General features: G+C 70.3%; 18 protein-coding genes. 10 read left to right on the forward strand and 8 right to left on the reverse strand.

All coding sequences use genetic code 11. The features are described 5' to 3' along the window. Positions 1-269: 269 nt before the first annotated feature. The 5 genes from E1288_RS07495 to E1288_RS07515 all read right to left on the reverse strand — a co-directional run bounded on the left by E1288_RS07495 (position 270) and on the right by E1288_RS07515 (position 6,062). Positions 270-758, reverse strand: a complete 489-nt coding sequence (locus E1288_RS07495) for a nucleoside deaminase (RefSeq protein WP_132482594.1) — start codon at positions 756-758, stop codon at positions 270-272. A 162-nt stretch (positions 759-920) separates the two neighbouring features. Then, positions 921-3,227 (reverse strand): xanthine dehydrogenase subunit D, encoded by a 2,307-nt coding sequence (gene pucD, locus E1288_RS07500; RefSeq protein ID WP_132482596.1) that lies wholly within the window; start codon positions 3,225-3,227, stop codon positions 921-923. Continuing rightward, positions 3,224-4,576 (reverse strand): 8-oxoguanine deaminase, encoded by a 1,353-nt coding sequence (locus tag E1288_RS07505; protein ID WP_235883406.1) that lies wholly within the window; start codon positions 4,574-4,576, stop codon positions 3,224-3,226. Before E1288_RS07505 ends, pucD begins: the two co-directional genes overlap by 4 nt. A 140-nt stretch (positions 4,577-4,716) precedes the next feature. Further along, on the reverse strand, positions 4,717-5,202 hold the full coding sequence (locus E1288_RS07510) for a (2Fe-2S)-binding protein (RefSeq protein ID WP_132482600.1): 486 nt from the start codon (positions 5,200-5,202) through the stop codon (positions 4,717-4,719). Next, positions 5,193-6,062, reverse strand: a complete 870-nt coding sequence (locus E1288_RS07515; protein WP_132482602.1) for an FAD binding domain-containing protein — start codon at positions 6,060-6,062, stop codon at positions 5,193-5,195. The genes E1288_RS07510 and E1288_RS07515 overlap by 10 nt, the downstream gene beginning before the upstream one ends. A gap of 239 nt (positions 6,063-6,301) precedes the next feature. Here E1288_RS07515 and E1288_RS07520 point away from each other — a divergent pair, with 239 nt between their 5' ends. The 4 genes from E1288_RS07520 (at position 6,302) to E1288_RS07535 (ending at position 11,181) form a co-directional block, all read left to right on the forward strand. Beyond that, the gene (locus tag E1288_RS07520; protein ID WP_132482604.1) at positions 6,302-7,807 is read left to right on the forward strand and encodes a PucR family transcriptional regulator; all 1,506 of its coding nucleotides are present in this window, start codon (positions 6,302-6,304) and stop codon (positions 7,805-7,807) included. 349 nt (positions 7,808-8,156) lie between these two features. Beyond that, positions 8,157-9,374, forward strand: a complete 1,218-nt coding sequence (locus E1288_RS07525; protein WP_132482606.1) for a type III PLP-dependent enzyme — start codon at positions 8,157-8,159, stop codon at positions 9,372-9,374. A 332-nt stretch (positions 9,375-9,706) separates the two neighbouring features. Beyond that, on the forward strand, positions 9,707-10,102 hold the full coding sequence (gene speD / locus E1288_RS07530; RefSeq protein WP_132482608.1) for an adenosylmethionine decarboxylase: 396 nt from the start codon (positions 9,707-9,709) through the stop codon (positions 10,100-10,102). A 206-nt stretch (positions 10,103-10,308) separates the two neighbouring features. Beyond that, a complete protein-coding gene (locus tag E1288_RS07535; protein ID WP_132482610.1) occupies positions 10,309-11,181 on the forward strand; it encodes a spermidine synthase in 873 nt (290 codons plus the stop codon). Positions 11,182-11,264: 83 nt separating this feature from the next. Here E1288_RS07535 and E1288_RS07540 read toward each other — a convergent pair whose 3' ends face one another. Then, the gene (locus E1288_RS07540) at positions 11,265-12,332 is read right to left on the reverse strand and encodes a hypothetical protein (RefSeq protein ID WP_132482612.1); all 1,068 of its coding nucleotides are present in this window, start codon (positions 12,330-12,332) and stop codon (positions 11,265-11,267) included. A gap of 103 nt (positions 12,333-12,435) precedes the next feature. Here E1288_RS07540 and rbsK point away from each other — a divergent pair, with 103 nt between their 5' ends. After that, positions 12,436-13,335: a ribokinase gene (gene rbsK, locus E1288_RS07545; protein ID WP_132482614.1), complete on the forward strand. Its 900-nt coding sequence runs from the start codon at positions 12,436-12,438 to the stop codon at positions 13,333-13,335. A 116-nt stretch (positions 13,336-13,451) separates the two neighbouring features. On the opposite strand, the gene E1288_RS07550 is transcribed toward rbsK, so the two are convergent. Continuing rightward, positions 13,452-13,796 (reverse strand): histone-like nucleoid-structuring protein Lsr2, encoded by a 345-nt coding sequence (locus E1288_RS07550; RefSeq protein ID WP_132482616.1) that lies wholly within the window; start codon positions 13,794-13,796, stop codon positions 13,452-13,454. Positions 13,797-14,159: 363 nt separating this feature from the next. Between E1288_RS07550 and E1288_RS07555 the strand changes: the two genes are divergently transcribed. From E1288_RS07555 to E1288_RS07575, 5 genes are all read left to right on the forward strand, one after another. Continuing rightward, complete coding sequence (locus E1288_RS07555) at positions 14,160-14,624, forward strand: histone-like nucleoid-structuring protein Lsr2 (protein ID WP_235883401.1); 465 nt, start codon at positions 14,160-14,162, stop codon at positions 14,622-14,624. A 158-nt stretch (positions 14,625-14,782) separates the two neighbouring features. Further along, a complete protein-coding gene (locus E1288_RS07560) occupies positions 14,783-16,393 on the forward strand; it encodes an ABC transporter substrate-binding protein (protein ID WP_132482620.1) in 1,611 nt (536 codons plus the stop codon). 1 nt (position 16,394) lies between these two features. Then, the gene (locus tag E1288_RS07565; protein ID WP_132482622.1) at positions 16,395-17,351 is read left to right on the forward strand and encodes an ABC transporter permease; all 957 of its coding nucleotides are present in this window, start codon (positions 16,395-16,397) and stop codon (positions 17,349-17,351) included. Then, complete coding sequence (locus E1288_RS07570; protein ID WP_132482624.1) at positions 17,348-18,211, forward strand: ABC transporter permease; 864 nt, start codon at positions 17,348-17,350, stop codon at positions 18,209-18,211. Before E1288_RS07565 ends, E1288_RS07570 begins: the two co-directional genes overlap by 4 nt. Next, positions 18,208-19,797 carry an ABC transporter ATP-binding protein gene (locus E1288_RS07575; RefSeq protein ID WP_132482626.1) on the forward strand — a complete coding sequence of 530 codons (1,590 nt, stop codon included), beginning with the start codon at positions 18,208-18,210 and terminating at the stop codon, positions 19,795-19,797. Before E1288_RS07570 ends, E1288_RS07575 begins: the two co-directional genes overlap by 4 nt. A gap of 8 nt (positions 19,798-19,805) precedes the next feature. Here E1288_RS07575 and E1288_RS07580 read toward each other — a convergent pair whose 3' ends face one another. Next, positions 19,806-20,006, reverse strand: a complete 201-nt coding sequence (locus E1288_RS07580) for a hypothetical protein (protein ID WP_132482628.1) — start codon at positions 20,004-20,006, stop codon at positions 19,806-19,808. Positions 20,007-20,570: the final 564 nt, after the last annotated feature.

Raw genomic sequence — 20,570 nt, forward strand, 5'->3', positions numbered from 1 at the left:
GTGCCGCCCGGACTTGTTTCCGGCGTTTTCCGGGCAGGGGAGGGCCCGGCGGGAATTCGCCGAAATCGGTGCGGGGCATTTGATCGATTGGTTTTCGCTGTCCCGGATCGGTTCATCGGGACGGCGGGCGGGCCCAGCTCCGGCGCAACAGCGGGGAACTGTCGGTGTGGCCCGTCCGCAGGCTTCGGGCGACCCGGTCGTCGCTACCGATGCCTCTGCTCAGGACGTCGTTGTCGGAATCTTCTTGCTGGCGGAGGAATTGCTGCGGTTCAGTAGTCGACGCGGTCGGTCTTGCCGCGCCAGGCGTCGAAGGCGGCGTTGCGGTCGGTCATCTCCACCCGGACGACGGGCGTCGGGCATTTCGTCTCGGGATCCTTGAACGCGTCGTAGAAGGCGCGGTCGTCGAAGCCCGCATCGGCGGCGTCGTCCCGGTCGGCGGCGAACAGCACCCGGTCGACCCGCGCCCACAGCGCCGAGGCCAGGCACATCGGGCACGGTTCGCACGAGGTCACCAGCACGCAGCCGTCCAGCTTGAAGGTGCCCAGCGCCCGGCAGGCGTTGCGGATCGCGGTCACCTCGGCGTGCGCGGTCGGGTCGAGGTCGACGGTCACCTTGTTGGTGCCCGTCGCGATGATCTCGCCGTCCCGGACGATCAACGCGCCGAAGGGGCCGCCGCCACTGTCCACATTGGTCTTGGCGAGATCGATGGCCTGCGCCATCCAGTCCTGCTCGGCGCCCGTTGCGACGTCCACGGACATTGCTTTCCTCCTATGATCTTTTCAGTAAGCGGCGGGAGCCGCTTGAGGTGTGGGACTCGGCTTGCACCGCCACGCAAATCACTCTGAATTTCTCGCCGGGTTTTCCGGATTACTTTGGGTTGCTGGGGCGGCGGCCCGGCACCGCCGCCCCAGCTGGTCTGGTCACACGATGTGCTCGGGGGCTACCGGGGTGTGGAGGAGTTCCTTGCCGGTGGCGGCGCGGATGGCGGCCACCACGGCGGGCGTGGTGGAGATCGTCGGCGGCTCGCCCACCCCGCGCTGCCCGTAGACCGCGTTGGGGTCGGCGCGTTCGATCACGTCGATCTCCATCGGCGGCGTGTCGAGGATCGTGGGGATCAGGTAGTCGGTGAAGGAGGGGTTGCGGATGTGCCCGTCCACGACCTTGATCTCCTCCATCACGGCCAGCCCCATGCCCTGCGCGGTGCCGCCCTGGATCTGGCCGATCACCGCGTCCGGGTTGATCGCCTTGCCGACGTCCTGGGAGCAGGCCAGCTGCACGACCTTGACCAGGCCGAGATCCAGGTCGACGTCGACCACCGCGCGGTGCGCGGAGAACGCGTGCTGCACGTGCACCCGGTCGCTGCGGCCGTTCTCGTCCATCGGGAAGGTCTCCCGGTGGTGGTACTCGCGGGTTTCCTCGATGACGTCGTCGCCGAGCACCTCCACGAGGTCGGCCAGCACGCCGTGGGCCTCGGACACGACCTTGCCGCCCTGCAGGGACAGCAGCGCCGGTTCGACGTCGTAGCGCTCGGCGACCCGGGCGAACAGCGCCTCCCGCACCGCGTCGCAGGCCGCCTTGACGGCACTGCCGGTGACCAGCGTCTGCCGCGAGGCGGAGCTGGAGCCGGCCGGGCCGACGCTGGTGTCGTTCGGGTGGATGGTCACCCGCTCGACGCCGAGCTCCGACCGCGCGATCTGCTGCTGCACCGTCACCAGGCCCTGCCCGACCTCGGCCGCGGCGGTGTGCACCATGGCGGCCGGCTCACCGCCGAGGGCCTGCAACCGCACCCGCGCGGTCGAGAAGTCGTCGGCGCCTTCGGCGTAGCAGATGTTCTTGATCGTCACGCCGTAGCCGACGCCGCGCACCACGCCTTCGCCGTGCGTGGTGTTGGACGCCCCGCCGGGCATGTCCCGGATGTCCACCGGCCCGGTGCGCTCGTCGGGCATCGGCAGGTCCCGCACGCGCGCCAGCAGCTCGGCCACCGGCGCCGGGAAGTCCAGCACCTGACCGGTCGGGATCGAGTCGCCCTGCTCGATGGCGTTGGCGATGCGCACGTCGACCGGGTCCATGCCCAGCGCGTCGGCGAGCTTGTCCATTTGGGACTCGTACGCGAAAGTCGGCTGCACCGCGCCGAGTCCGCGCATCGCGCCGCACGGCGGGTTGTTGGTGTAGAGCCCCCAACCCTCGATGTCGACGTTCGGCACCTTGTACGGCCCGGCGCCGAGCGTGGTGCCGTTGCCGACCACGACGGGCGTCTTCGAGGCGTACGCGCCGCCGTCGAAGTACTGCCGCGCCTTGACGTACACGAGCTCGCCGTCGCGGGTGGCTCCGTGCTCGTAGTACATCTTGGCCGGGTGCCGGTGCACGTGGCCGTAGAACGACTCCTCGCGGTTGTAGACCATCTTGACCGGTTTGCCCAGGTGCAGCGCCAGCATGCACACGTGCACCTGGATGGACAGGTCCTCGCGGCCGCCGAACGCGCCGCCGACGCCGGACATGGTCATCCGCACCTTCTCCGGCGGCAGCCCGAGCGCCCGCGCGGTCTGCCGGAGGTCGGAGTGCAGGTCCTGGGTCGCCAGGTACAGGTCGACGCCGCCGTCCTCGGACGGGATGGCCAGCCCGGACTCGGGCCCCAGGAACGCCTGGTCCTGCATCCCGACGGTGTACACGCCGGAGACCACGACGTCGGCCGTCGCGTTCGGGTCGCCCTTGACGATCTTCTGGTGCCGCACCACGTTGCCGTCCGGGTGCAGCTTCGGCAGCGTGTCGTCGTGCGCGACGCGCTCGGCGTCGAGCACCGGCTCCAGCACCTCGTAGTCGACGACGATCTTCTCCAGCGCGCGCCGCGCCGTCTCCGGGTGATCGGCCGCGACCAGTGCGACCGCCTCGCCCTTGTAGCGCACCACGTCGGAGGCCAGTACCGGCTGGTCGGCGTACTTCAGGCCGAAGCAGTTGTCGCCGGGCACGTCCTCGGCGGTGAGCACGGTCTGCACGCCGGCCATCGCCATCGCCGGCCCGATGTCGATCGAACGGATCCGGGCGTGCGGGTGCGGGCTGCGCAAGGTCGCGCCCCACAGCATGTCCTCGGCCCACAGGTCCGAGGAGTAGGCGAACTCACCGCGCACCTTGATGGTGCCGTCCGGGCGCAGGGGAGATTCGCCGATGCCGCCGCCGATGGCGTCGTTGAGCTCCTGAGGACTGCGAGCAGGCGCATGGCTGCTGCTCATGCGGACACCTCCCGGGTGCGGATCCGGGCGCTCGCCCGGTCGAGTTCGTGGGTGAGTTCGGCCTCCGACACCGGCATCAGCCGGCCGTCGTCGACCACGACGCTGCCGCCGCGCAGCAGCCGCTCCAGCTTCGGCAGGCGGCCGAGCACCAGGGCGGCCACCGGGTCGGCGATGCCCGTGTGGTCGATGCCGCCGAGCCGCCAGACCGCGATGTCGGCGAGCTTCCCGTGCTCCAGCGAACCCAGCTCGTCGTCGCGGCCGAGGCACCGCGCGCCGCCGCGGGTGGCGAGCCGCAGCGCGTCGCGGACCGACAGCGCCTCCGGCCCGTAGCGGGCGCGGGCGGTCAGCAGGGCCTGGTGCATCTCCTCGCCGAGGCCGCCGGCCTCGTTGGAGGCGACCCCGTCGACCCCCAGTCCGACGGGGGCACCGGCGTCCAGCAGCGGCCGCACCGGCGCGATCCCGGCGCCGAGCCGGCCGTTGGAGGTGGGGCAGTGCGCCGCGCCGGTGCCGGTCTCGCCGAGCCGGGCGATGCCCTCCTCGGACAGGTGGATCGTGTGCGCCAGCCACACGTCCGGCCCGAGCCAGCCCAGGTCGTCGGCGTACTCGACCGGCGTGCGGCCGTACTCGGCCCGGCACTGCTCCTCCTCGTCGGTGGTCTCGGCGAGGTGGGTGTGCAGCCGGACCCCGTTGCGGCGCGCCAACTCCGCGGCCTGGCGCATCAGGTCGGTGCTGACCGAGAACGGCGAGCACGGCCCCACCGCGACGCGCACCTGCGCGCCCGGGTTCGGGTCGTGGAACCGGTCGATCGCCTCCTGGGTGCCGGCCAGCGCGGCGTCGAGGTCCTCGACGACCGAGTCCGGCGGCAGGCCGCCGTGCGAGCGGCCCCGGTCCATCGAGCCGCGCACCGCGTGCAGCCGCACGCCGATCCGCTCGGCCGCCGCGACCACGGCGCCGAACACGTCGCCGCCGCCGCGCGGGAAGACGTAGTGGTGGTCGGCGGCGGTGGTGCAGCCGGACAGGGCCATCCGGGCCAGGCCCGCCGACGCGGCGGCGTGCGTGATCTCCTCGTCGATGCCCGCCCAGACCGGGTACAGCTCGGTCAACCAGCCGAACAGCGTCGCGTCCGCCGCGTAGCCGCGGGTGGCCCACTGGTACAGGTGGTGGTGGGTGTTGATCAGGCCGGGAGTGACCAGGCAGCCGGACGCATCGATGCGCCGTACCGGGCCCTGCTGGGCCGGCGCGGAACCGGGGCCGACCGCGACGATGCGGTCACCCTCGACGACGACGTGGCCCTCGCCGAACTCGGTGCCCGAGTCGTCGACGGTGACCACGGTGCCGCCCTCGATGATGACAGTCCCGCCTCTCCGCGATTCACAGCGGTGGTCGCGTTCGGGATTGATCTCGCGTTCGGCGGTTTCTTGTGGCTGGGTTGCGTCACGGTCCCCTGAGGTGCGGTTGGGAGGGGGTGGGGTTGACGCAGGGTTGCTGCTCATGAGTGAGCCTTGCCCGATGTCGTCTTCTTCTTGGCGGCGAGCCGGACAGCATCCATGATTTTCTCGTAACCGGTGCAGCGGCACAGGTTCCCGGCCAGCGACTCGCGGATCTCCGCGTCGGACGGGTCCGGCTTCCGGTTCAGCAGGTCGTGCGTCTGCACGAGCAGGCCCGGCGTGCAGAAGCCGCACTGCACGGCGCCGGCTTCGACGAACGCCTCCTGCACCTCGTCCAGCTTCTCGCCGTCGGCGAGGCCTTCCACGGTGCGCACCTCGCGGCCCTCGGCCTGCCCGGCCGCGATCAGGCACGAACAGGCTGGCACACCGTCCATGTAGACCGTGCAGGAACCGCATTCGCCCTGCTCGCAAGCGTTCTTCGAGCCCGGCAGGCCCAGCCGCTCGCGCAGCACGTACAGCAGGCTCTCGCCCTCCCACACGCCGTCGGCCTCGTGCGGTTGTCCGTTGACGGTGAACTTCAGGCGCATTCCTGCCTCCCGGAACAGTGGTCGTCCCAGACCCAGGACAGGGTCCGGCGGGCCATCACGGCCAGCGCGTGGCGGCGGTAGTCGGCGGTGCCGCGCACGTCGTCGATCGGCGACGCGGCCTGCGCGACCAGCTCGCCGAAGCGGCGGGCCACCGACTCCTCCAACGGCCGCCGCTGCTCCCAGTCGAGCTCGGCGCTCAGGAACTCCTCGGCAGCTAGCGCGCGCAGCGGCGTTGGGGCGGCCGAGCCGATCCCGGTGCCGACCTGCTTGCGGTCTGGGTGCAGCGCGATCGCGAAGGTGCACACCGCGATGACCATCGCGTTGCGGGTGCCGACCTTGGAGAACTGCTGCGCGCCGGTCGCCGGGGCGATGTGCACGGCGGCGATCAGCTCGTCCTCGGCCAGCGCGTTGCGCTTGACGCCGGTGAAGAACTCCGTCGCCGGGATCAGCCGCTTGCCGCGCACCGACTCGACCTCGATCCGCGCGTCGGAGGCCAGCAGCGGCGGGTGGCCGTCGCCGGCGGGCGAGGCGGAGCCGAGGTTGCCGCCGAGGGTGCCGCGGTTGCGGATCTGCGGCGAGCCGACGGTGCGGCTGGCGATGGCCAGGCCCGGCACCCGGTCGCCGAGCTCGGTGATCAGGTCGGTGTAGGGCAGGCCCGCGCCGATGCGCAGCTCCCCGTCCGCCTCGGACCAGCCGGTCAGCTCCGGGACGCCGGTGAGGTCGAGCAGCGTGCTGGGGCGGCGGTGATCGAAGTTGATCTCGACCATCACGTCGGTGCCGCCGGCGATCGGCGTCGCATCCGGATGCGCGGCCTTGGCTTCGAGCGCCTCCCGCCACGAGGCGGGGCGGAGGAATTCCACGGTTGTACTCCTTGTCACGGCCGGTGAAAAGGTGTGAGTCAGTACACAGCCGGGGAGCAGTCGGTGACTAGCGGTGGAAGGCCCGAAAAAGCCTTTCGGTGGGCGGACGGGAGTTGTATGTTTCTCCAAACGCGCGGAGCCGCGGTGCGCCGTTCGGGCCATCCCGCCGAAACATCGCGGAGCTCCGCACCGGGAACAGGTGGCTGCCTCGCGCCGGCAGCGGGATCCGAGGTGCGCAGGTGCAGCTGAACGACCTTCTCGCCGATCCGGAACTCGGACTGGTGCTGCTCAACGGCGCGGAGGAGATGGCCCGCCCGGTCCGCGGCGTCTACATCACCGACCTGCTGGATCCCCGGCGCTACCTGCACGGCGGCGAGCTGGTGCTCAGCGGCCTGATGTGGCGCAACGAGCCGGCCGATTCGGAGGCGTTCGTCGCCGCGCTGGTCGACGCCGGGGTGGCGGGTCTCGCCGCGGGCACCGCGCGCCTCGGTCACGCCCCGCCGGACCTGGTCGAAGCGTGCCGACGGCACGGCCTGCCCGCCTTCGAGGTGCCGCTGACGGTCAGCTTCAACACGCTCGCCGACCGCATCCAGCGCCGCTCCGCTCCGCGCCGCGAGCTGGTCTCCGCGGTCGCCGGCGGCGCCGACCTCGACCAGGTGCTGCGGATGGCGGCCGACGAGCTCGGCACCGACTGCTGGGTGCTGTCCGCGGCTGGCTGGATCGTCGGCGGCACCGCCGACCTGCCGGAGGAAACCCGCTGCGCGGCGCTGCGCGAGTTCGCGACCGGCCGCCTCCCGCGCACCGTGCGGCCGGGCGACGCGCACGTGCTGTGGCCGGTGGAGTCCGGCATCGAGCCGCCCGCTGCCGGCTGGTTCGTGCTGGCGCGCGGCGACGTCGCCGACTGGGACGAGGAGAAGGAAGCCATCGCCACCGACCTGAGCACGGTCGTGGCGCTGCTGCGCGCGCGGGTGGACGAGGCCCGCCGGATCGCGGGCCGCTCGGTGGAAGCGGCCCTGCGGCGGCTGCTCGACGGCACCTCCACGCAGGCCGAGGTCGCGGCGCGGCTGGAGACCGCGGGACTGCCGACCGACGAGCCGCTGCGGGCGGTCGCGCTCAGCGTCGGCGACCCGGCCGAGTCGACGACGCTGCTGCGCGAGATCGCCGCGGCGACGGGCATGGCGTCGGTCACGGCGCCGCTCGGCGACGGTGCGACGGCGTTGTTCGTCGACGACGAAGCCCACCTGGCGGAGCTGGACGCGCTGCTGCGCCGCATCGCCGCCGAGACGGAGCCCGGCCTGGGCCGGCGGCGGCTGGCGGTCGGTGTCAGCGACGTCAGCCCGGCGACGGCCCTGCGCGGAGCGCTGGAGGAGGCGGGCTACGCGCGGCGGCTCGCGCAGCAGCGCCGAGGGCGCGCCGAGGTCGTCGCGGCGGCGGAGCTCGCGTCGCACGAGGTGCTGCTGGCGTCGGCGCCCGACGAGCTGCGCCGCTCCTACCGCCAGCGGTTGCTCGCGGATCTGATCGCGTATGACTCGGCGCACAACTCCGACCTGGTGCGCACCCTGCGGACCTTCCTCGACTGCTCGGGATCGTGGTCGCGCTGCGCCAAGCGACTCCACGTGCACGTGAACACGCTGCGCTACCGGATCCAGCGGATCGAGGAGATCACCGGACGGGACCTCGCCGACTTCCCGTCCCGAGTGGACTTCTACCTCGCCCTCGAACTCGACCGCGAGCCCGCCGAGTAGCGCCGCAGTTTCCGCCTTGGACGGACGTTTCGCCAGGTTAGCCGCCGTGAGTGCTTTTGGTTGCCATGGCGACCCAAAGTACTCACGGGTCGTGACCAGGCAAAACATCCACCTGCGACGCGATCACGGGAAGTCGGGCTCCGACCACGCAAAGCGACGACATCGGCGCGGTCCCGTGGGAGTGCTCACACTCGGTTCCGCTGTCCGGGGGAAGGGGTGGGCGCGGTTCGAAATCTGTGCGTGAGCGGGGTACTGTGCTTGGTCGCAGTCGAGCTCCGAGGACGCGCGCCCCAGCGGGTCGGACCCCGGAGAAAACCCAACCCCACCAGCCGAGACGGAGGTACCGGGATTGACCGATCTGTCCGCCACCACCGGTGTGACGGACCGCCCGAGCGGCACCGCGCAGCAGACCGAATCCGCCGCGCCGGACCCGATTCTGCAGTTCCTCGACCGGCAACGCCCCGAAACCCCCTGCCTGGTCATGGATCTGGCGCAGGTGCGCGACCGCTACCGGCAGTTGCGAACCGCCCTGCCGGACGCCCGGATCTGCTACGCGGTCAAGGCCAATCCCACCCCCGAAGTGGTCGGTGAACTGGTCGGCCTGGGGGCCTCCTTCGACGTCGCCAGCCCCGGCGAGATCGACCTGTGCCTCGCCAAGGGCGCGGCCCCGGAGTCCATCTCCTACGGAAACACCATCAAGAAGCGCCGTGACGTCGCCCGCGCTTACGAGCAGGGCGTCCGCCTGTTCGTCACCGACAGCGCCGCCGACCTGGCCAACATCGCCGAGGTCGCGCCGGGTTCGCGGGTGTTCTGCCGGGTCCTGGTGGACAACAAGGGATCCCGCACCCCGTTCGGCCGCAAGTTCGGCTGCTCGCCGGAGACCGCCGCGCAGCTGCTGCGGCGCGCACGGGAACTCGGCCTGGACGCCTACGGCGTGTCGTTCCACATTGGATCGCAGCAGCTCGAACCCGCCGCGTGGGAGCACGGGATCAGCGCCGCCCGGCGGGTGTTCGAGGACTGCGCCGAGCACGGCGTGCGGCTGCGGATGGTGAACCTCGGCGGCGGATTGCCCGCCGGCTACACCGAATCCGCCCCGCCGCTGGCCGACTACGTGCGCCGCATCGAGGAGTCGCTGGACCGCAACTTCGGCGCCCAGCGGCCGGAACTGCTCATCGAGCCGGGCCGCTTCATCGTCGGCGACGCGGGCGTGCTGCGCAGCGAGGTTGTGCTCGTCAGCGACGCCGTCGCCGGCGACCGCAGCTGGGTCTACCTGGACATCGGCCGCTACAACGGGCTCGCCGAAACGGAAGGCGAGGCCATCACCTACCGGCTGCGCACCTCCCGCGACGGCGACCCGCGCGGCCCGGTGGTGCTCGCAGGGCCGACCTGCGACGGCGACGACGTGCTCTACCAGCGCACCCGGTACGAGTTGCCGCGAACGCTGCGCGGCGGAGACTGGGTCGATCTGCTCAGCGCGGGCGCGTACACCGCGAGTTATTCATCGGTGGGTTTCAACGGATTCACCCCGCTGCCCACGTATTGCGTCGACGGCGACGAACAGCCGTGATCGCCTCGGCAACTTCGAGATGCCGACACCGAACAGTGCCGACTGGGAGATCGTGCGGGATGGGAGAGTCAGTGCGCTCAACGCGAGCCTGCCGTCAGGCAAGCGGCGCGAGCCGCTTTCGGCCATGCCCGCAGCTTGCACCGCCGCGGGTTCTCAGGGGTCTTCTCGCGAGGACAGCCCCGACGCGACGTATTGGTCATACGTGTGTCGGGGATCCCACAGCGAGAAGGCCGCAGCAACTCCCGCAGGGGGGCCGCTACCCGCACCGCCACGCAAACCGACCCGCTCAACTTCCGAGCGCTGGAATCTGCGAAATGATGGGAGGTCGATAGATGTCCGTTGACACCGGAACGCCGCCGGTTGGGTTGTTCACCGGCCAGCATGTCCTTGCCGAGCTGGAGGGCGTTGATCCGGATCTGCTCGACGACGAGCAGTTCCTGCGCGAGACCCTGCACGACGCGCTGAGCCAGTCGCACGCCACCGTGTGCCAGATGATCGCCAAGCGGTTCGAGCCGCAGGGTGTCACCGTGTTGGCGTTGCTGTCGGAGTCCCACGCTTCGCTGCACACGTACCCGGAGGACGGCTCGATCTTCATCGATGTCTTCACCTGCGGGCACACGGCCCAGCCGGAGCGCGCGGTCGAACTGCTCGCCGAGGCGCTGAAACCGGCCGCGCAGAACGTCCAGACCATTCAGCGGGGCCGCGACTACGCGGGCCTTGCCTCGTGAAGTTGTCAGGACAGTCAGGAGCGCGTTTTGCGTAGGTGGTCCCGTAGCGGAACCTCAAATGCCTTCTCCCGATACACAGCGTCGGAGCTGTCCTCCCGAGAAGACATCTGAGAACCCGCGGTGGTCACCGTGCGTGCGTGGGCTAAGCGGCCCCGCCGCTTGGAAGACATGCTTTACCGGGCAAGCCGAATCAAGGAGGAGCACCGTTGATCGAACTCGACGGGCACCGGTGGATCAAGGAGCCGATGGGCGACGACCTGCAGCGCCTGTGGCGGGTCGACGAGGTGCTGTGGGAGGGCGACACCGACTACCAGCACGTGGTCATCGGTCGCACCGGCCAGGGCGTGTCGCTGTTCTGCGACGACGACCGGCAGAGCACCGAGTTCTCCCAGCTGGTCTACCACGAGGCGATGATGGTGCCGGCGTTCCTGCTCGCCGCGCAGGTCGAGCGGGTGCTGATCATCGGTTCCAGCGAGGGCGTGGCCAGCCAGATGGCGGTCGCGGCCGGGGCCGGCCGGGTCGACCACGTCGACATCGACGAGCAGTGCGTGCGCATCTGCGCCGAGCACCTGCCGTACGGCTACAGCACCGAGGAGCTCGCCCGCGTCGAGCAGGGTGACGGGCCGATCAAGCTGCACTACGCGGACGGCTGGGGCTTCCTCGACCAGGCGCCGCCGGAGGGCTACGACATCGTCGTCGTCGACCTGCCCGACGAGCGGGCCGACGACGCCGGCGGCCAGCACAACCGGCTGTACGGCCTGGAGTTCATCCAGCGCTGCCAGGCGGTGCTCGCGGCCGGTGGCGTGGTCGCGTTCCAGGCCGGCTGCCCGACGGTGTGGCGCAACGAGACGCTGATCCGCGCCTACAACCGGTTCCGGTCGACGTTCGACACCGTCGCCTACTTCGGCTCCGACGAGCACGAGTGGGCGTTCCTGTTCGGCCGGGTCGAGCAGATCGATGACCCGACGAACGTGATGCTGGAGGCGTTCTCCAAGTCCGCCTACCGGCCGGAGACGATCGACGAGGCCAGCCTCATCGGCTGCACCGTCCCGCCGTACTCCGTCCGCAACCAGCCCTGACCCCTTCCGCAATACGGAACCCTAGTTCCACGGCCCGCAATTTCAATGGAAATCAGAGCTCTGATTTCCATTGAAATTGCGGCCTAGAGCGAGCCGAAGTAGGGGTGGCGGCCCGGGTTGCCGTCGCGGGGGATGAACCACTGGTCGAAGGCCACGCCCCGCGCGCGCAGCTCGGCCTCGACCTTGGAGACCTGCTCCGCCACCTCCGGCTCCGCATCTTCCGACAGCGGCAGGTCCACCTCGTAGAGCTCGTCTTGGTCGGTGTCGCCGAAGGCCTGCCCGGCGAAGGCGGCGAACACCGTCTCGCTGTCGTCCCAGCTCATCAGCTCGGCGGCCTCCAGGACCACGCGCGCCTCGTTGACCACCAGCCGCAACGCCAGCGCCTCGGCAACCGTGCGCGGTGGCGTCCAGTTCGGCTCCGTCAGCCGCACCGCGACTGCCGCCGACGACAGCAAGAGAGCGCGGGCGAAGAACGCGTCGTAGCGGTGGTCGTAGCAGGGCGGCAATTCCTCCAGCACCAGCAGCCCGACCGCGTCGGCCACCGTCGCGTTGTTCACCGCCAGGGCCAGTTCGTCGTAGAAGATCTCGTCGGTGACCACCCGCACCGCGTGGATCAGCGCCCCGGCGGCCAGCGCGTGGGTGTCCGGATCGGCGCCGAACGCGCTCGCCTCGAACGCCCGCAGCTGCGGAGCCAGCTGGGTGAGCCGGACGCGCCAGTGCTCGGCGTCCATCGCGGGCTCGGCGGAGGTCTCCAGCGCCTCCTCGACCGCCGCCTCCAACTCCTCGTTGATGTCCGAGGCGGCAGCGAGCCGCTGGTTGAACTCGTCCTCGGTGATCCGCACCTCCGAGTGCGCCACCGACCAGCCGGTGAGCACCTCGGACTCGCCGATCAGCTCGTCGAGCACGGAGGCGGCGGCTTCCTCGGCCGCCAGCAGCGACGGCGCGTCGAGCGCGAGCACCACGCTCGCGCCGGTCAGGTGCACCGTGATGCGGTAGTCGAGGATGTCGATGTCGCCATCCCCCGGACCGGAGACCCCCTCGACCAGCGCGAGGTGGCGGTCGAGCACGGCCGCTATCCCCTCCTGCTGCAGCGCGTCGAGCTCCACGACCTCGGCCGGCGGCGCGAGCTCCGCTGTCACCGCATAGTCCACCGCTTCTCGCCCTCTCCTCGACGGTTGGTCGGCATGTTACGTCGTCCGGCAGGCGAGGACCCGTCAGCCGATCGAGGGCCCCTCATCGGCCATGATGAACCACGTGACAACGACTGTGGCCGTATTCGGCAGCTGCAACATGGACCTGGTGGCCTACGTCGGGACGGCCCCGAAGCGCGGCGAGACCGTGCTGGGGCGGGAGTTCCACACGGTGCCGGGAGGTAAGGGCGCCAACCAGGCGATCGCCGCGGCGAAGGCGGGCGCGGCGGTGCGCATGATCGGCGCGGTCGGCGAGGACGAGTTCGGCATCCAGATCCGCGACACCCTGCAGAAATCCACTGTGGACGTCGCAGGGGTCCGCGCGGTGCCGGGGCGGAGTGGCACGGCGCACATCGTGGTGGACGACGAGGGCGGCAACTCGATCGTCGTGGTGCCGGGTGCCAACGGGACGGTCGACGGGCTCGCCGACGGCGATGAGGAGCTGATCGCCGGATCGCGGAGTTTGCTGCTGCAGCTGGAGATTCCGCTCCCCGGCGTGGCCGCGGCCGCGGCGGCCGGGCGCCGCAACGGGGTGCGCGTGGTGCTCACGCCGGCCCCGGCGGTGCCGCTGCCCGGGGAAATCCTGTCGAATGTGGACCTGCTGGTCCCCAACGAGCACGAGGCGGCGATCCTGGCGGGCGACGACGACCCGCACCGCGCGCTCGCCGCGCTGCTGGAGCTGGTTCCGGAAGTGGTGATCACCCTCGGTGGCCGCGGCTCGCTGTACGGCAACCGCGATGGAGCGCGCGTGGAGGCACCCAGCTTCCCGGTCGAAGCCGTGGACACCACGGCTGCGGGCGACACCTTCGTCGGCGTGCTGAGCGCAGCGCTGGGCGAGGGCGCCGAGATGCCCGAGGCGCTGCGGCTGGCCTCCGCCGGTGCGGCGGTGTCGGTGCAGCGCAACGGGGCCAGCAGCTCGATGCCGACCCGCCAGGAAATCACCGACTTCTTGGCATCCGCATAAGGGATTCACCGCGACAATTACTGTTCGTTCAAGACCGCGTTACGAGGAGTCATTGCACGAGTTTCACGGGCGGCCGGATTGGTCCCGAGTTCGAACCGGCCGCCCGTGGCACGTGCTCACTGAGCGTTGTCGTAGGCCTCGACGACCTCCGCCGGAATGCGGCCCCGGTCGGAAACCTGCATGCCCTGATTCCGGGCCCATTCCCGAATGGCCTGGTTGCGTTCGCGGTCGGCCGCGGTCGGCGTCGCCGAGGGCTTGCCCGGCTTGACGGCGACGCGCTTGCGGCCACCGGTCTTCCGGGCGTTGGCCACGAAAGACGCCAGCGAGTCGCGGAGTTTGGCCGCATTTTCGGTGGACAGGTCAATTGCGTAGTTCACCCCGTCCAAGGCGAACTCGACGGTGCTGTCGGCTGCTGTGCCGTCGACGTCGTCGACGAGCTGAACGGTGACTTTCTGCGCCACGGTAACCCTCGATTCCGGCTCGATTCCCCGTCTTCTCCGCGAACCTCGTGCGGAGAAGAGCGAGCGAACAATAAACGATCGGCGCAAGAATGATCCAGCCGCGGCCGGAATTTCCTGCGATGTGCGCTGGATTACTTTCCAGGATTGCCCCGCAGCGGTTACTGTCCGTTGGTGGTCGGGCGCTCGCCGGCGTGTGAGGTGGCGCGTGACCCACCCGGCGGTTATCGACAGGTCGCCGCGTTGTTCTATGGTTAAGTACGAGACAACAGCGATGCCGCGTGCTACAACGTGGTCAGGGCTCGCAGTAGTCTTACCTGCAAGTGTCGCGGATCGAGGCGGGGCACGTTCCCGAGACAGGTGATCATGGCCGAGCGGATTCAGGTCGAACTCGTCGATGACATCGACGGGTCCCCAGCCAACCACACCGTCACCTTCGCACTGGATGGTGTGACCTACGAAATCGACCTGAACGAGAAGCACACCAAACAACTCCGGGCCGTGCTCGATCGCTACATCAAGGCCGCGCGGGCGCCCAAGCCGGAGCCGGTGCGCAGCACCCGCCAGCAGGAGCGCGAAGAGGAACAGGCGCGGCAGGCCAACAAGCAGCTGACGGAGCAGATCCGCGGTGCCGCGCAGCGCACCCGCGAGCACCTCAGCAAGAAGGCCGCCGAGCCCGAACCGGAGCCCGTCGAGCGGTCGGGGCCCGCCGAGCAGCCGGAGCCGGTCGAGGAAACGCTCTTCGACGCGACGTCGGCAGAGGAAGCGAAGTCGGACGCCGCCCGCGTGCCGGCCGTTTCGCTGCCGACGTTCTCCTCCGCCGTCGACTGAGCTCGCCGGGCAGGTTGGGCGAAACCGCGCTCATTCCGGCCTGACGCCATGCCGTGACCCAATTCCGCAAGATGCCGGAATGATCACGGATCTGGACACGCGCGGTCCGGTCAAAATACGGTGCTCGCGTTTACCCCGGCAGCAGACGGGAGACGCGCGTGGCGGATCGCTGCGGACGAGGCGTGCTGGTGGCGCTGGCCACCGCGATCGCGGCGACCGGCTGCGCCCCGCTGGTGGACGTCGAGCAGACCGCCGCCGAGGTGCGCTCCTCCGTGCAGGCCCCGACGGTGCGCGGCGGCGAGGCGGTGATCGCGCTCGACCAGGAACCGGACAAGCTCGACCCGACGCTCGCGTCGACGCTGGCCAGCCGCCAGATCTTCAGCAGCATGTGCGAGAAGCTCTACGACGTCGACGAATCCGTCCGCCTGGTGCCGCAGCTGGCCGCCGCGCTGCCGCAGATCTCCGCCGACGGCCGGGAACTCACGATCCCGCTGCGCACCAGGGTGCTTTTCAACGACGGCACCCCGCTCGACGCGCCCGCGGTCAAGAAGAGCCTGGACCGGCACCGCGAGCTCAAGGGTTCGGCCCGCAAGACCGAGCTCAACGCGGTCCAGTCGGTGGCGGTCGTGGATCCGAGCACGGTGCGGCTCACCCTGTCCCGGCCCTACGCCCCGCTGACCAGCATGCTCGCCGACCGCGCCGGCATGATCATGTCCCCGGCGAAGCTCGACGAACGCGGCGCGGACTTCACCGACGACCCGGTCTGCGTCGGGCCGTTCCGGTTCACCGAACGCGTCGCGCAGGACCGGATCGTGCTGGACCGCAGCGAGTTCTACTACGACCGCGATCGCGTCCGCCTGGACCGGCTGGTGTACCGGACGGTCCCCGACGACAACATCCGGATGGCCAACCTGCGCTCCGGCGAGTTCGACGTGATCTGGGAGGTGCCCACTCCCGAGGTGCCGATCCTGTTGCGGGACAACGGCATCGTGCTGCTCAACCAGCCGACGCTGCAGTACTACGGCATCACCGTCAACGTGCGCAACGTCGGCGGCGAGACCGGTGAGGTGACCGGCCCGCTCGCCGACGATCCCCGGCTGCGGGAAGCCCTGTCGCTGGCCATCGACCGGCGCACGCTCAACAAGATCGCCTTCAACGGGCTGTTCCAAACCGCCTGCGGGCCCATCCCGGACAGCAGCGAGTACGCCACCCCGAAGACCCAGGAATGCCCGCCGCACGACCCGGAGCGGGCCCGCCGGCTCATCGCCGAGACCGGCGTGCGGACACCGGTGCGGTTCGAGATGACGCTGGCCAACGACCCGACCCAGCTCCGGGCGGGCCAGGTCATCCAGGCGATGGCCGCCCAGGTGGGCTTCGACGTCGTGCTGCGCCCGACCGAGTCGGCGACGGCGATCAGCGAGGCGCGGCAGGGCCACTTCCAGACCTTCTTCGTCGGCTGGTCCGGCCGGCCCGACCCGGACGGCAACATCGCGGCCTTCCACACCGAAGGCGGCTCGCAGAACTACAGCGGCGACTTCAGCCCCGCCACCGACGAGCTGATCGAGCAGGCGGGCAGCGAGCAGGACGTGACCCGGCGCCGGGCCCTGTACGAGCAGATCGTCGACGCCCTGCACCAGCGCAACAACGTCGTCTACCTCTACCGCACGCAGTACTACACCGCGCACACCGCGCAGCTCGCCGGCGTCGAGACCTTCCCCGACGGGATCATCCGGATGAAGTCCGCGGGCCACGTCCGGGCGGGGGGATGACATGCGCAGCTTCGCGCTCCACCGGATCCTGCAGTCCGCGGTGACCCTGGTGCTGGTGTCGCTGGTGGTGTTCGCGGGGCTCCGCGCGCTGCCCGGCGACCCGGCCGTCGCGATCGCCGGCATCGAGGCGGACGAAGCGGTGATCGCGGAGATCCGCCGAGCCCACCTTCTCGACGAGCCGATCCACGTGCAGTACGCGGCCTGGCTCGGCCGCGTGCTGCAGGGCGATCTCGGCGAATCGGCCCAGACCGGCCTGCCGATCGGCGACATCATCCTCACCAGGCTGCCGGTGACCCTCGAACTGGCCGTGCTGAGCCTGCTGTTCGCCGCGCTGATCGGCCTGACCGCCGGAGTGCTCAGCGCGGTGCGCCGTGGCACCGCGGTGGACTGGCTCGGCAACGGTGCGTCGCTGTTCGGCCTGTCCATCCCGAACTTCTGGCTCGGCCTGATGTGCGTCCTGGTGTTCGCGGTCTGGCTCGGCGTGCTGCCCGCCTCCGGCTACGTCCCGTTCACCGAGTCGCCGCTGGGCAACCTGCAACGGCTGATCCTGCCCGCGTTCGTGCTCGGCAGCGGCCTGGCCGCGGTGCTGATGCGGCAGATGCGATCGTCCATGTTGGACGCGTTGGGCTCGGACTACGTGCGGACCGCGCGCGCCAAGGGCGCCGGGGAGTGGCGGGTGGTCGGCATCCACGGCCTGCGCAACAGCCTGATCACCGTCCTGACGATCCTCGGCCTGCAGCTCGGCACGCTGATCTCCGGCGCCGTGGTCACCGAGCAGATCTTCGTGCTGCCGGGCTTCGGCAAATTGATGGTCGATGCCGTGTTCACCCGCGACTACCCGGTGATCCAGGCCGCGGTGCTGGTCTCCGCGGCCGGCTACATCCTGGTGAACCTGCTCGTCGACCTGCTGTATTCGGTGGTGGATCCGCGAATCAGAGTCCGTGGAGGTGCCGGATGACCCAGGCGGATCTGCCGCGGGTGAGCGGTTCGCGACGGGTGCTGCGCCGCCTGCTGCGGCACCGCACCGGCGTCGTCGGGCTCGTGCTGTCGGCGCTGTTCGTGCTGGTGGCGGCGGCCGCGCCGGTGATCGCGCCGACGGACCCGGCGGCGGTGAACTTCGACCAGGTCCTCCAGCAGCCGTCGCTCGCGCTGCCGCTGGGCAGCGATGAGCTCGGCCGCGACCAGCTCGCGCGCGTCATCTACGGCATCCGCGCGTCGATCGCGGTCGGCGTGCTGTCGGTCCTGCTCGCGGTGGTCGTCGCGGTGCCGCTCGGCCTGATCGCCGGCTACTACCGCGGCTTCGCCGACACCGTCGTCTCGCGCCTCACCGACACCCTGCTGGCGTTCCCGTTCCTGGTGCTGGCCGTCGGCCTGGCCGCGGTGCTCGGCGCGTCGATGGTGAACGCGGCCATCGCGATCGGGCTGTCGCAGGTGCCGAACCTGATCCGCGTCATGCGCGGGGAGACCCTGCGGCTGGCCGGCGAGGACTACGTGGCCGCCTGCGTCGCGGCCGGGGCGCGCGGCACGACCGCGATGTTCCGGCACATCCTGCCCAACGCGGTGAATGCGCTGCTGATCCAGGTCACGGTCGCCATCCCGCTGGCGATCATCGGTGAGGCGCTGCTGTCGTTCCTGGGGCTGGGCGTGCAGCCGCCGGAGGCATCGCTCGGCGTGATGCTGTCGGCCGCGCAGACGTACCTCGCGCAGGCGCCCTGGCTGGTGGTCTTCCCCGGCCTGGCGGTCGTGCTCGCGACGCTCGCCTTCAACCTCCTGGGCGACGGCCTGCGCGACGCCCTCGATCCGAAGGGGCAGCGATGAGCGACGTGCTTTCCTTCACCGACCTGCGGGTGCGCTTCCGCACCGAGGACGGCGTCGCGGAGGCGGTCCGCGGCGTCAGCTTCGGCATCGCGCCCGGCGAGATCCTCGCGGTGGTCGGCGAGTCCGGCTCGGGCAAGAGCGTCACCGCGATGTCCGCGCTCGGGCTGCTCGCGCCGACCGCCGAGGTCACCGGGCGCATCGAGCTGGACGGCGCCGAACTGAGCGGGCCGGACCTGCGGCGGATCCGGGGCAAGCAGCTCGCGATGGTCTTCCAGGAGCCGATGACCTCGCTCAACCCGGTCTTCACCATCGGCTGGCAGCTCGTCGAGGCGATCCGGCTGCACCGGGACATGCCGGCCGGTGAGGCGCGCGAGCACGCGGCGGAACTGCTCGACGTCGTAGGCATCCCGGAGCCGCGCCGACGGCTGAAGCACTACCCGCACCAGCTCTCCGGAGGGCAGCGGCAGCGGGTGGTGATCGCGATGGCGCTGGCCTGCGAGCCCAGGGTGCTGATCGCCGACGAACCGACAACCGCGCTGGACGTGACGGTGCAGGCCGAGATCCTGGCCCTGCTGCGCGACCTCCGCGAACGCCACGGGATGACGATCCTGCTGATCACCCACGACATGGGGGTCGTGGCGGACCTCGCGGACCGGGTGGTGGTGATGCACCGCGGCGTCCTGGTCGAGCAGGCCCCCGTCGAGCAGCTGTTCCGCGCGCCCGAGCACGACTACACCAAGGCGCTCCTGGCGGCCGTGCCGAGGCTGGAGATCGGCGAGCGCGCCGAAGCCGAGCCCGCAGAGCCGGTGCTCAGGGTCGAAGACCTGGTCGTGAGCTACGCCGGCCAGCGCGCTGTCGACGGGGTGTCGCTGCACGTCGAACGCGGCGAAGTTCTCGCGCTGGTCGGCGAATCCGGCTCCGGGAAGTCCACTGTGGGCAAGGCGGTGGCCCGCCTGGTGACCCCGGCGGAGGGCCGGATCGTGCTCGACGGCCAGGACATCAGCCGGCTGCCGGCACGACGGCTGCGCTCGGTGCGCCGCAACATCGGCATCGTCTTCCAAGACCCCGGCTCATCGCTGGACCCGCGCATGACCATCGCGGACAGCATCGCCGAGCCACTGCGCCTGCACCGAGCTGCACGCGGCCGCGAACTGGCGGAGCGCGTCGGCGCCCTGCTCGACGCTGTGGAGCTCGGAGCGTCGATGCGCGGCCGCTACCCGCACGAGCTGTCCGGCGGGCAGCGCCAGCGCGTCAGCATCGCGCGGGCGCTGGCGCTGGAGCCGCGATTGCTGATCGCCGACGAACCGACCAGCGCGCTCGACGTGTCGGTGCAGGACGCGGTGCTCCGGCTGTTCCAGGAGCTCCAGGCCAGACTGAACTTCAGCTGCCTGTTCATCAGCCACGACCTGGCGGTGGTGAACCTGCTCGCCCGCCGGGTGGCCGTCATGCACCGGGGCGAGGTGGTCGAGCAGGGAGACCGCACCCAGGTGCTCGGCGACCCGCAGCACGAATACACGCGACAACTCCTGGCCGCGGCTCCGGTGCCCGACCCGGTCCGCCAGCGCTCGCGCCGGGCCGCGTCCTGAAGGAGCGGTCAGTCCTCGGCGCGGTGCCGCCGCGACCTGCTGCGCGAACCGGGCCCGGTTCGCGCAGCCTTCTTGGCCTCGGCCTTCGGTCGCTCGACCCGCTCAGTCAGGGCGGCGGCGAACTCGGGCGGGGCGCTGGGACCCCAGTTCCGGTCTTCCGGGTCCCCAAGCGTCTCGCGCAGCTCGGTGTAGATCGGTGTGGAGTCCACTGCTACCCCCGTTCAGACGATCGCCTGGGAGGCTACCGGCGCTTTCCGGGCGATTCGCGGCGACGAAGCAGGACCACACGAACGTGGACTCGAACCGCGGTCCCGGCCGCCATCCCGCGCAAGCACCCCAAGATCGGCTCTGACCTGGTGTTTTGATGTTTAAGGGGGGTGGTTGCAGGGGGTGTTTCGGGGGTGTGTAAATTTATCCAAGTCAGAGCGACACGGGCCGGGAAAACCGGGCCGAGCCTGACACGGGTCGCGAACCAAGCTCCTGCCTTCGGGTGGTAGAGTGGGCGAACCGGTAAAGCGGTGAAGAGGAAATGCTCCCCGGAGCTTTGATCCCTGGTTCAGGGGTTGGGTGATGGTGTGGGTGTGTTCTTTGAGAACTCAACAGCGGACTGTTTTGGTTAGTGTTCTTTTATGCCCCCGACCATTTCGGTGGTTGGTGGTTTCTTTGAGTATGACGCTCGCCCTGTGGGGTTTGAGTGTCTGCTGGGATTGTTCAACAGCATTGTTGGAGAGTTTGATCCTGGCTCAGGACGAACGCTGGCGGCGTGCTTAACA

It is taken from the genome of Saccharopolyspora elongata (assembly GCF_004348985.1).
GTDB classification, from domain to species: Bacteria; Actinomycetota; Actinomycetes; order Mycobacteriales; family Pseudonocardiaceae; genus Saccharopolyspora; species Saccharopolyspora elongata.

Bases quoted from the DNA above. Each gene is read 5' to 3' on its own strand.
- E1288_RS07495 (WP_132482594.1), bottom strand. From the start codon at position 758: ATGTCCGTGGACGTCGCAACGGGCGCCGAGCAGGACTGGATGGCGCAG.
- pucD (WP_132482596.1), bottom strand. From the start codon at position 3,227: ATGAGCAGCAGCCATGCGCCTGCTCGCAGTCCTCAGGAGCTCAACGAC.
- E1288_RS07510 (WP_132482600.1), bottom strand. From the start codon at position 5,202: ATGCGCCTGAAGTTCACCGTCAACGGACAACCGCACGAGGCCGACGGC.
- speD (WP_132482608.1), top strand. From the start codon at position 9,707: ATGTCCGTTGACACCGGAACGCCGCCGGTTGGGTTGTTCACCGGCCAG.
- E1288_RS07555 (WP_235883401.1), top strand. From the start codon at position 14,160: ATGGCCGAGCGGATTCAGGTCGAACTCGTCGATGACATCGACGGGTCC.
- E1288_RS07565 (WP_132482622.1), top strand. From the start codon at position 16,395: ATGCGCAGCTTCGCGCTCCACCGGATCCTGCAGTCCGCGGTGACCCTG.
- E1288_RS07570 (WP_132482624.1), top strand. From the start codon at position 17,348: ATGACCCAGGCGGATCTGCCGCGGGTGAGCGGTTCGCGACGGGTGCTG.
- E1288_RS07575 (WP_132482626.1), top strand. From the start codon at position 18,208: ATGAGCGACGTGCTTTCCTTCACCGACCTGCGGGTGCGCTTCCGCACC.